This is a genomic window from Kribbella sp. NPDC003505 (genome assembly GCF_040610875.1).
In the GTDB taxonomy this organism is placed as follows: Bacteria; Actinomycetota; Actinomycetes; order Propionibacteriales; family Kribbellaceae; genus Kribbella.
On sequence record NZ_JBEXNA010000003.1, the window covers coordinates 857356 to 868631 of the forward strand.

Consider the following 11276-nt stretch of genomic DNA (forward strand, 5'->3'; position numbering starts at 1 on the left):
AGCCTCTCGAGTCGGAAGTTGGGCAGGACTGTGTCGGTGATCAGGTCGTTCAGATACATGGCTGCGGGGGTGGGGCTTGCCCTGACGGTGACCGCCTGCGGTGGGGGTGGGGCCGGGAAGGCCGAGCAGGATCCGCCGGCGCCGCTGGAGCTGTGGGCGCGCACCACGCCGGGCGGCGACGGCGAGAAGGGGATGAAGAAGCTGGCGGCGGCCTTCGAGGCGGCCACGGGGCAGAAGGTCGAGGTCACGGCGATCTTCGACGACTTCGAGACCAAGCTGTCCCAGCGGGCGGCGCAGAAGGACCTGCCGGACATCGTGATGAACGATTCGTCCCAGCTGGGCACGATGGTGAGCCAGGGGATCGTCCGCGAGGTCGACCTGTCCGCGATCAAGGGCAGCGACCAGCTGCTCGAGCCGGCGCTGGCCGCGGCACGCGCCACCGACGGCAAGACGTACGGCGTCCCGTATTCCGCGCAGGCCGCCGCGCTGCTGATCCGCAAGGACTGGCTGAAGAAGGTCAACCTGTCCGCACCGGCGAACTGGGACCAGATGGCCGCCCTGGCGAAGGCCTTCACCACCCAGGACCCGGACGGCAACGGAAAGGCCGACACGTACGGCCTGGCAGTACCGGGCTCGACCAAGCGCGGCTACGCGTCGTGGTACTTCTCGAACTTCCTCTGGGCCGCCGGCGGTGACTTCATCGCCAAGCAGAGCGACGGCAAGTACAAGCCCGCCATGTCGACCCCGGAGTCGGTGGCCGCGACCAAGTGGTTCCGCGACCTCGCCTGCACGTCGAAGGTGGTCCAGCCGGGCGCGGCGACGATGGACACGCCGCCAACCAACGAGACGTTCGAGGCCGGCAAGACCGGGATGTACGTCGTCGGCCCGTACCTGATGCCGCGCTTCGATTCCTCGCTCGGCAAGGACAAGTACGAGGTCGTGCCGATGCCTAAGGGTCCGAAGGACTCGACTGTGCTCGCCGAGGGCGGCAGCGTCTACTTGATGGCAGGCTCGAAGAACGAGGCCGCGCAGAACGCGTTCGCGGGTTACGCGATCTCCGTCGAGGGCCAGAAGATCGGCATGGAGGGCGAGAATGCCTTCATCGTGCAGTTGCCGGTCAACAAGAGCGTCGACATCACCACGGTCCGCCCCGACCCGCGGTGGAAGCTGTACGCCGACGTGTACCGCGAGCATGGCCGCTACGCCCCGTCCATCCCGAACTGGACGCCGGTCCGCCAAAGCGCCGCCGACACGGTGAACGCCCTGATCGCGGACTGCGGCTTGGACGTCGACGCGGAGCTGAAGAAGCTCGACCAGAAGCTGACCGACACGCTCAGCCAGCAGGGCGTCAACGCGTCATGAGTGTGCGTGAGGCAACCCGGTTGACGGCCCCGGCGCGACCTGCGCCGGCGGCCGCCGACCGGCCCCGCCAGAAGCGCCGCGACGGCCAGTGGTGGGTGCCGTGGCTGTTCCTCGCCCCGGCCCTGGTGCTGTTCGTGTACTTCAAATTCATCCCGATGGCGCAGGCGATCGGGATGTCGGTGCAGGAAGTCCGACCGTACCTGGGCAACACCTGGGTCGGCGGCGCGAACTACGCCGAGGTCCTGGGGTCGGACGGCTTCCGGTCCGCCGCGTGGAACACGATCGTGCTCGCGGTCGGGCAGACGTTCGGATCGATGCTGCTCGGCTTCTGCCTGGCGCTGCTGGTGGAAGGGCAGACCCGCAAGCTGACCTTCATCCGGTCGGCGGCGTTCCTTCCGGTGGTCGTGCCGCTCGCCGTGGTCGCCGAGCTGTGGCGGATCATGTACCACCCGACGGGGGACGGCCTGATCAACCAGGTGATCGGTCTGGTCGGGCTCGGGCCGTCCGGGTTCATCAACGACCCGCACACGTCGCTCGCCTCGATCGCGGTGACCGGCATCTGGCGCGGGGCGCCGTACGACATGATGATCTTCCTCGCCGGGCTGGCGGGGATCGACCGCGGGCTGTACGAGGCGGCGACGGTCGACGGCGCGTCGACGCGGCAGCGGATCCTGCACGTGACGCTGCCCGGGCTGCGGCCGGTGTTCGCGATCCTGTTCGTGCTGGCCGCCGTCCGCGGGTTCCGGACGTTCACCGAGGTGTTCCTGCTGACCAACGGCGGGCCGAACGGCTCGACCGAGGTCGTGATGACGCTGATCTACAAGCTGGGCCTGGAGCAGAGCCGTCTCGGCGTCGGGTCGGCCGGCGCGGTGCTGCTGTTCGCGGCCACGCTCGTGCTGACCGTGTGCGTCCAGCTGCTGCGACGAAGGAGGGCCGCATGAGCGCCGCCACCGAGACCGCGCTGGGGCTCACCGAAAGCAAGGGGATCGGCGCCCGGCTCGCGAAGTTCGTGATCTACGCCGGGCTGTTCACGGTCTTCGCGGGCCCGTTGCTCGCGTTGCTGGTCGGCTCGTTCAACCACGTCTCGGATCCGACCCAGCTGAGCGTCGTACCGAGGACGCCGACGCTCGACAACTTCCGGATCGCCTTCGACCACGGCGTCCTGCGGTACCTGCTGAACTCGTTCTTCGTGGTCGGGTTCGGGCTGCTGCTCCAGGTGGCGGTGTCGGTGCTGGCCGGCTACGCGCTGGCGCGGAAGAAGTTCCCGCTGATGACGCTGGTGATGGTCGCGATCCTGGCCACGATGATGCTGCCCGAGGAGATCCTCGCGCTGCCGCTGACCCTGGTGCTCGCCGACCTGCCGCTGGTCCATCTGAACCTGATGGGCACGCTGGCCGGCATGATCGTCCCGCTCGGCGCCTGGGCGTTCTCGATCCTGGTGATGACCGAGTTCATGAAGGACGTGCCGCGCGAGCTCGAGGAGGCGGCCCGGATCGACGGCGCGGGGGAGCTGCGGATCTTCGGGCAGATCATCCTGCCGCTGTGCAAGCCGGCGCTCGGCGTGATCGGCGTGTTCGGCTTCACGATGATCTGGGACCAGTACCTGCTGCCGCTGCTGGTCGCGCAGAACTCCTCGGCGTACACACTGCCGCTCGCGCTGCGGACCCTGCGGATCGATCCGGCCGTGACACCCGGCGTCGTCCTCGCCGCGTCCTTGCTGGCGCTGCTCCCGTCCGTGCTGGTGTTCCTCTTCTTCCAACGTTCGTTCGCCCGAGGGCTGACCTCCGGCGCACTCAAGGGGTGAGACATGGATCGTCGTACCTTCCTGGCAACCACCGGGGTCGCGGGGGTGACCGGCCTGGTGGCAGCCGCCGGGACGCTGCCCGCGGCAGCCGCTGCGCGGGGCCGGCTCGTTCGCTCGCCGGACGAATTGCAGACGGCGATCGGGCACGCCGTGCCGGGCAGCGTCATCACGGTGGCCGACGGCACCTATGAGCTGACCGCGCCGATCGCGGTCACCGGAAAGCGCGGTACCTGCGACGAGCCGATCGTCGTCCGGGCGGAGTCCGTCGGCGGGGTCGTCCTGACGGGTGCGCAGAGCTTCGTGCTGAGCGCGTCGTCGGACGTCACGATCAGCGGGTTCGCGTTCTGCGGTCAGACCTCGACCTTCGACGTGCCGCCCGACTGCAAGCGGATCCGGCTGACCCGCAACGACTTCCAGCTGGCCGACGTCGAAGGTCTGCACTGGGTGATGATCCGGGGCGACCAGACCGAGTTCGACCACAACGAGATTCACGGCAAGTCCACGCTCGGCATCTACCTGGGCGTCGAAGGCGCCGGCGCCGACCAGATGGCGGCCGGGGTGCGCATCCACCACAACTACTTCCGCGACCACTCGTTCCCGGGGGACAACGGCGGTGAGCCGATCCGGCTCGGGGTCAGTCCGCGGGCGCTGTCGACCGCCGGCGCGGTGGTCGAGCTCAACCTGTTCGAGCGCGCGAACGGCGACCCCGAGGCGATCTCGGTCAAGTCGTCGGGCAACACGATCCGGCACAACACGATCCGCGACAGCCTCGGCGGGATCGTGCTGCGGCACGGCAACGGCACCCGGGTCGAGGGCAACTACCTGTTGTCCGGGCAGAACGGGATCCGGATCTACGGCAACGACCACCTGGTCGTGAACAACTACCTCGAGCGGATCAGCGGCTCCGGCGTCGTCCTGGGCAGCGGCAACGTCCGGGACCACTACCCGGGCGAGCCGCCGAAGTCCCGCACCGGCAACGACGCACCGGACCGGGTGCGGATCGCGCTGAACACGGTTCTCGACTGCGGCTCCGCGGTGACCGGTGAGAGTCACCGGACCCTCCCGCCCCTGGAGTGCGCGGTGACGGACAATCTGTTGGTGGCAGACAACGGGCAGTTGGTGAACATGCCGTTGCAGGACGGCATCACCTGGTCAGGCAACATCCACTGGGGACAGGGCGCGGACGGCAACGCTCCGGCGGCCGGTTTCACCCGCGCCGACCCGCTACTCGCGGCCGGGCCCGACGGCGTACGGCGGCTCACGGCCGGCAGCCCCGCGATCGACGCCGCGTCCCGGTCGTACCCGGAGGTGGCCACCGATCTGGACGGGGACCACCGGACAGGACGGGCAGCAGACATCGGCGCGGACGAGTACTCGCCGCGGCACGCGAAGTACCGTCCGCTGACCTCGACCGACGTGGGACCGCACGCCCGATGACCACCAAGACAGCGGTAGGAGAGCAGGAGATCATCCGGACGTATCTCGACCGGTTGCGGCTGGACCTGGTCGTCGCTGCCCGGATCACCAAGGTGCACCGCGAGTGGTCCCGGCCGCTGCAGCCCGATCCGTTCTCGCGGCTGTACCTGATCCTGGAAGGTGAAGGGCGCCTCGTCGTCGGTGACGAGGAGCTGTACCCGCGGCCGGGGGAGCTGGTCTACCTGCCGGCCGAAGTGCCGGTGTCGTACGAGACGATCAGCGACAACGTGTTCCGCAAGCACTGGCTGCACTTCAACGCGCTGATCGGCGACCGCGACATCGGCGAGATGCTGACGCTGCCGTACATCGTGCCGAGCAAGGCACCCGACGAGGCCGCGGCGCTGTTCGAACAGGTCGGCGCGGCCGACCGGGACCCGCCCGGACTCGCGACCCCGCTCCGGCTGCGCTCGGCGCTCACGGCGCTGTTCGCGCATTACCTGGACAGTGCGCCGCCTGGCTCGGTCAGGCTGTCGGAGCGGCAGACGAGCGAGTCCGGGATCGTGCAGTACATCCAGGAGAACCTCGCCACGCTGCCGAGCGTCGAGGAGCTCGCGGCCCACTTCGGTTACGACCTGCCGGCGTTCATGCGGCACTTCCGGACCGAGTTCGGCCTGTCGCCGAAGCAGTACATCAAGCGGGCCCGGATCGAGTGGGCCCAGCGCGAGCTGGTGGCGACCGCACGCCCGATGGAGGAGATCGCGGCCGCCGTCGGCATGGATCAGTCCTATTTCTCGAAGGTCTTCCGACAGGTGAGTTCGGTGACCCCGAGCGAGTACCGAAAGTTGTACCGCCCCAACAGCTAGGAGACTCGTCATGGACCGTCGTACCTTCTTGGCGGGCAGTGGCGTCGTCGCCCTCTCCCTGGTCAGCGCCCGTCCGGCGCTGGCCCGGGAGCAGGCGACCGTGACGTCGCTCGCCGAGTTGCAGCAGGCCATCAACAGCGCCACCGCCGGCACCACGATCACGCTGGCCAACGGCTCGTACGCCGTACCGTCGGGATCGCCGATCACGATCACCAACCGGCACGGCAGCAGCGGCTCGCCGATCACGATCGTGGCGCAGAGCCGCGGCGGTGTGACGCTGACCGGCGCGCAGAGCTTCGTGTTCTCGGGATCGTCGGACATCACGATCAGCGGGTTCGCGTTCCGGCAGAGCACGACGCTGGAGATCCCGGCGGACTGCCCGCGGATCCGGCTGACCCGCAACGACTTCGGCCTCGCCGCCGCCGCCGAGCACTGGGTCGTCGTCCGCGGCGACGACGCGAAGATCGACCGCAACGTCTTCCACGACAAGTCCACGCTCGGCGTCTACCTGGTGATCGACGGCCCGGGCTCGGAGGCGATGGCGCAGCGCACCTACATCCTGCGCAACTACTTCCGCGACCACACGTTCAGCGGGTCCAACGGCGGGGAGCCGATCCGGCTCGGGGTGAGCGGCCGCGCGCTCAGCACCGCCGACGCCACCGTCGAGTACAACCTGTTCGAGCGCTGCAACGGCGACCCCGAGGCGATCTCGGTCAAGTCGTCCGGCAACACGATCCGGTACAACACGATCCGCTCGTCGGCCGGCGGGCTGGTGCTGCGGCACGGCAACGACAACCGGGTCGAGAGCAACTACCTGCTGTCCGGGTCGAACGGCATCCGGATCTACGGCAACGACCACCTGATCGTGAACAACTACGTCAGCGGCATCTCGGGCGCCGGCGTGGTGCTCGGCAGCGGCACGGAGCGGGACCACTACGAGGGCGAGCCGTCCGACTCGCGGCGCGGCAACGATGCGCCGGACCGGGTCACGATCACGCTGAACACGCTGCGGAACAACGGGCAGGCTCTGGTCGGCGAGAGCCAGCGCACCGTCCCGCCGCTGGGGTGCGTGGTCTCCGACAACCTGATGGTCGGCGACAGCGGCGACCTGGTCGACATGCCGTACCTCGGCGGCCTGACCTGGTCGGGGAACATCCTCTGGGGTCAGGCGGCCAACGGGAACATCCCGTCGTCCGGGTTCACCCGGGCCGATCCGAAGCTGACCGCGGGCTCCGACGGCGTGTACCGGCTCGGTGCGGGCAGTGCCGCCGTGAACGCCGCCGGCGTCGACCACTCGAATCAGGTCACCGACGACGTCGACGGGCAGGCCCGCACAGCGCCGTACGACGTGGGCGCCGACGAGTACTCGACTGCCACACCGGTACGTCGTCCGCTGAACGCGGCCGACGTCGGGCCGAACGCGGCCTAGCCCCCAGGACGCCGTTCGGTTAGGGGCGGCGGGGTGTTGTCAAGCTGCTGTGGGATGAGACAAGTCGTGGTGGGTGGGGACCTGATGTGGTGGTGGTCTGACAAGTCGCGGTGTGTGGGGACAAGGTATTACCTGTCTCCAGTCACCGTTGCTTGTCTCAGGTCCGGTCCACGGCTTCCCGCCGCGCCGCGCGACGCCACCTCGACCCCACCTGTAGCGGCCCGGTAGCAGTCGGGTAGTAGCTCGGTAGCTGCCCGGCGTTTGATGGGTGAGCCAGCCAGATGCGGGGTTCTACACCCCCATTTGGGTCATGAACCCCCGATCTGGCTGGCCTACCCAACAATCGTGGGCCTGCCCAGCACCATGGGCTGTCCGGCGACGATACCTGGAGATCTTCTGGCCGGATCCGGGGTTGCCCCCTAAGCTTGCGGGTTGGCCCCCCGGAATGCGAGGGTCCAACCCGCCAACTGAGGGGTCAACCCCCAAGCTGCTCAGTCGGGGGACGACCTCTTGCGAGGGAAGAACCCCGTTCCGAAAGGGAGTCGAGCCAAGGTCCGGACTCGGCGTCGGGCACCCCGCCGCCCACCCATCGCCGGCCGTCTGTCCGGTGGAAGGTGATCCAGCGGCCGGTCGGCCACGTCCACGATTGACAGGACCCCGCACCGCCCAACTGGACGGCATTGGGTCCAGCCCAGGACGCGGAGGCGCCCGTTCACCAGGACGGGCGCCTCCGCTTACACGACTGCCGGCTGGCTGTTGCCCGCCTCGTCGATGCCGCGGCGCATGTCGACGCGGGTCAGCAGCGCGAGACCGATGACGAAGAACAGCCCGAGCGCGACGATCGCGGGACGGTACGAGCCGGTGAGCTGGTGGACCAGCCCGAACACCAGCGTGCCCAGCCACGACGTACCGCGTTCGCCGGCCTGGTAGAGCGAGAAGTACTCCGCCTCGCGGCCCTTCGGGATCAGCTGGCTGAACGCCGACCGGGACAGCGCCTGCGTGCCGCCGAGCACGATCCCGATCGCGACGCCCATGGTCAGGAACGGCGCGATCTGGTGCGCGGGCAGCAGGAACCCGGCGATCACGATCAGGATCCAGACCACCAGGCCGCCGGCGATCGTGCGGTGCGCGCCGTACCGCTGGGCGAACCGGCCGAAGGCGAGCGCGCCGAAGAACGCGACGAACTGGACCAGCAGGATGGTCGCGATCAGCACCTGGGTCTCGAACCCGAGCTGCTTCTCGCCGTACGTCGACGACACCGAGATGACCGTCTGGATCCCGTCGTTGAAGAACAGGTACGCGATCAGGAACAGCATCGTCATCTTGTAGGAGCGCAGGTGCTTCAGCGTCGCCGCGAGCTGCCCGAAGCTCTGGCGGACGAGGCTGGTGCTGCGGACCGGGACGACGCTCACGGGCGGGCGGTCGCGCAGGCGGACGAACGGGAAGAAGGTGAACAGACCCCACCACAGCCCGGCACTGAGAAGGCTGAGCCGCACAGCCGTTCCCTGGGACAGCCCGAGTGCGTCGTGTGCCGTCACCACGGCGAGGTTGACCAGCAGCAGGAGGAAGCCGCCGGCGTACCCGAAGGCCCAGGCCCGGGAGGAGACCGCGTCGCGCTGATCGGGTGGCGCGATGTCGATCAGGATCGAGTCGTAGACCACCAGCGACGAGCCGAGACACAGGTTGCCGATGAACAGCAGCAGCGCCCCCAGCGCCCACCGGCCGCCGCCGACGAACACCATGCTGCCGGCCGCCAGCGCGCCGGTCCACGCGAAGCCGCACATCAGGAGCTTCTTGCGGGTCATCCGGTCCGCGATCGCGCCGACCACCGGCAGGAACAGCGCCGACACCAGCGTGGCCACCGTCACGACGTAGAACGCGAGCGAGCCGGGGGAGATCCCGAGGCCGAGCACGTCGAGGTTGGTGTGGCACGGCTTGTCCGTGGTCCCGACGTACCCGCAGGCGGCGGTCTCGGCGACCGAGGTCAGGTACGGCGCGAACAGGACCGTGCCGACCGTGGTGACATAGCCGGAGTTCGCCCAGTCGTACAGGCTGAAGCCCCAGTACTCACGCTTGTCCACGCCGGCCGGAGCGGAGAGGATTCCCATGCGCGGAAGTGTGTCAGGTCCCCGGGACGATCCGGCGTACCCGCGGATAACACTTCAGCTCCACTGACCGCGCTCCTGCAGCACGTCGCGGAGCAGGTCGGTGCGATCGGTGATGATGCCGTCGACGCCGGCGTCGAGCAGCCGGCGCATCGTGTCCGGGTCGTCGATCGTCCACACGTGCACCTGCTTGCCGCCGGAGTGCGCGCGCCGGATCAGGCCGGGCGTCAGCACGTGGAAGGCGCGGTACCGCTCGGGGATCTGCAGGCAGGCGCCGCGCGAGGGCAGCGCGAACGGCAGGAACCGGATCAGCGCCGCCTCCCACTCGCCGTACCCGGTGCACAGCCGGCGGCCGAGGAGCTTGCGGATCCGCCGGACCCGGGACTGGGAGAAGGACGACACGCAGATCCGGTCGATGGCGTTCGCGGCCTCCAGCACCTTCGCGGCCGGCTCCAGGCCGCTCTCGGCCTTGATGTCGAGGTTGAACCGGACGTCCGGGAAGTGCTCGAGCAGCTCGTCCAGGCGGGGGATCGGTTCGTGACCGTTGATCTTGGCCTTGCTGACCTCCGACCAGGGCAGCTCGGCGATCACCCCGGTGCGGTCGGTGACCCGGTCCAGGACCTTGTCGTGGAACGCGACCACGACCCCGTCGCTGGTCGCGTGCAGGTCGGTCTCCAGGTACTTGTACCCGAGGTCGACGGCGTGCTGGAACGCGTGCAGCGAGTTCTCGTAGCCGATGTTGTCCGGGTGTTTCGCACCGCCTCGATGAGCCATCGCGATCGGGCCGTCGTGGTCGAGGTAGGGGTACACGTCCAGAAGTATGTACCGTTTGGCTGGTGACGGTACTCAGCCGTTGCGTGAGTCTCAGTTGATGCCTCGCTGAGATTCTTCCTGCTTCATCGACCGCCGCCGACTCCGGAGAGTGAGGTCTCATGCGGTCTCCATCAGGCGTTTTGTCTCTCCGGGGAACTTCCCGGCGAGAGGTCTGGCGTCAGGTTGGTGTGGTGGTCCGCTCAGCCAGAAGTCCTCGGAGAAGATTTGCGGCCGCATTGTCGTCGCGGTCGTGGATGGCGCCGCAGCCGGTGCATTTCCATTCGCGGTCGGCCAGTGCGAGGGAGTGATTGAGCCGATCGCATTGCGCGCATTGTTTGGAAGATGGAAACCAGCGGTCGGCTTTCCAGATGCGGCAGCCGTACCATTCCGCCTTGTACTCCAATTGGCGGACGAACTCCGCGAATCCGGCGTCGGAGAGCGCCCGAGACAGTCTGCGGTTCTTGACCATGCCCTTGACGTTCAGGGTCTCCACGGCGACAGCGGACTTGGTTCTCGTCAGCTCGGTGGTGGTCTTGTGCAGGAAGTCCCGCCGACGGTCGGCGACTCGCAGGTGTAGCCGACCCACACGACGGCGTGCTTTCTCCCGGTTCTTCGATGCCTCCTGGGTCTTGGAGAGCTTTCGGTTGGCCCGCTTCAGAGCGCGTTGGACAGCCCTGAGTGGGGCCGGAGAACGGATCTCCTGGCGGCTTCCGTCGCTGTTGTGGATGACGGCGAAGGTCTTCAACCCAAGGTCGATGCCGCACATCGGTGCGTTCGCGGCCGCCCGGCGCCGCTGGTTGATCTCGTCGCGGTCTGCCTCGACCTGGAAAGATATCCACCAGCGTCCGGCACGTTCGCGGATCGTCGCACCCAGGACACGGACGCGGCCGCTGGTCATTCGCTCGGTCAACCAGGACATGTTCTCGCGGGTGGCGACGATCCCGATCGCAGGTAGACGCACACCGTGGGTGTTGAGCGGCTTGGCACGGTCACCGTCGTACCGAAATCGGGTCCCGTGCTTGCGTTTGCGCCACGTCGGAAAGCCCACCCGGTCGCCTTTACGCTTGCCCTGCTTGGATCTCAGATAGTTGGCGAATCCGGCGGCCCGAGCCCGGCACGCTTCCTTCGGGATCCGGGAGGACAGCTTGCTCTCGTTGAACCACGGGAACGATTGCGGGTGCTCTGCGCGCCACAGCTTCTCGAGTGCGGGTGCGGTCCACGGAACCCTGGTCAAGTCCGCGCCGGAGATGCCGTAGGTCTCCTCTGCCTTGCGCTGCGCCCACCTCTTGCGCACTGTCTCCAGGCAAAAGTTCTCGACGAGCCGCGACAAGCCGGCATGACGGCTCATGAGCGCAGCCTGTGCCGGGGTGGGAGCCAACTCGAACCGCAGTCCCTGCTTGTGTCCCAACTGTCCTCCACGACCTCATGGCCGCCGATCGCACCGGCGTCCGACGTGTTCTTTCCCAAGGATTCGTACGGTACGA

9 protein-coding genes are annotated in these 11276 nt (G+C 68.2%); 6 read left to right on the plus strand and 3 right to left on the minus strand.

Annotated elements, in window-relative coordinates:
- Positions 1-57: 57 nt before the first annotated feature.
- The 6 genes from ABZX12_RS13055 to ABZX12_RS13080 are packed head-to-tail and all read left to right on the plus strand — an operon-like array spanning position 58 to position 6874.
- Positions 58-1362: a sugar ABC transporter substrate-binding protein gene (locus ABZX12_RS13055; RefSeq protein WP_355692676.1), complete on the plus strand. Its 1305-nt coding sequence runs from the start codon at positions 58-60 to the stop codon at positions 1360-1362.
- Positions 1359-2303, plus strand: a complete 945-nt coding sequence (locus ABZX12_RS13060; RefSeq protein WP_355692678.1) for a sugar ABC transporter permease — start codon at positions 1359-1361, stop codon at positions 2301-2303. Before ABZX12_RS13055 ends, ABZX12_RS13060 begins: the two co-directional genes overlap by 4 nt.
- On the plus strand, positions 2300-3166 hold the full coding sequence (locus ABZX12_RS13065; RefSeq protein WP_355692679.1) for a carbohydrate ABC transporter permease: 867 nt from the start codon (positions 2300-2302) through the stop codon (positions 3164-3166). The genes ABZX12_RS13060 and ABZX12_RS13065 overlap by 4 nt, the downstream gene beginning before the upstream one ends.
- A gap of 3 nt (positions 3167-3169) precedes the next feature.
- The gene (locus tag ABZX12_RS13070) at positions 3170-4603 is read left to right on the plus strand and encodes a polysaccharide lyase 6 family protein (protein ID WP_355692680.1); all 1434 of its coding nucleotides are present in this window, start codon (positions 3170-3172) and stop codon (positions 4601-4603) included.
- Entirely contained in the window at positions 4600-5445 is an 846-nt protein-coding gene (locus ABZX12_RS13075; protein ID WP_355692682.1) for an AraC family transcriptional regulator, read from the plus strand. Before ABZX12_RS13070 ends, ABZX12_RS13075 begins: the two co-directional genes overlap by 4 nt.
- A gap of 10 nt (positions 5446-5455) precedes the next feature.
- Entirely contained in the window at positions 5456-6874 is a 1419-nt protein-coding gene (locus ABZX12_RS13080) for a polysaccharide lyase 6 family protein (protein ID WP_355692683.1), read from the plus strand.
- 734 nt (positions 6875-7608) lie between these two features.
- On the opposite strand, the gene ABZX12_RS13085 is transcribed toward ABZX12_RS13080, so the two are convergent.
- The 3 genes from ABZX12_RS13085 to ABZX12_RS13095 all read right to left on the minus strand — a co-directional run bounded on the left by ABZX12_RS13085 (position 7609) and on the right by ABZX12_RS13095 (position 11200).
- Positions 7609-8982 (minus strand): MFS transporter, encoded by a 1374-nt coding sequence (locus tag ABZX12_RS13085; protein ID WP_355692685.1) that lies wholly within the window; start codon positions 8980-8982, stop codon positions 7609-7611.
- A 54-nt stretch (positions 8983-9036) separates the two neighbouring features.
- Positions 9037-9789 carry a glycerophosphodiester phosphodiesterase gene (locus ABZX12_RS13090; RefSeq protein WP_355692687.1) on the minus strand — a complete coding sequence of 251 codons (753 nt, stop codon included), beginning with the start codon at positions 9787-9789 and terminating at the stop codon, positions 9037-9039.
- 181 nt (positions 9790-9970) lie between these two features.
- The gene (locus ABZX12_RS13095) at positions 9971-11200 is read right to left on the minus strand and encodes an RNA-guided endonuclease TnpB family protein (protein WP_355692688.1); all 1230 of its coding nucleotides are present in this window, start codon (positions 11198-11200) and stop codon (positions 9971-9973) included.
- Between the last annotated feature and the right edge of the window lie 76 nt (positions 11201-11276).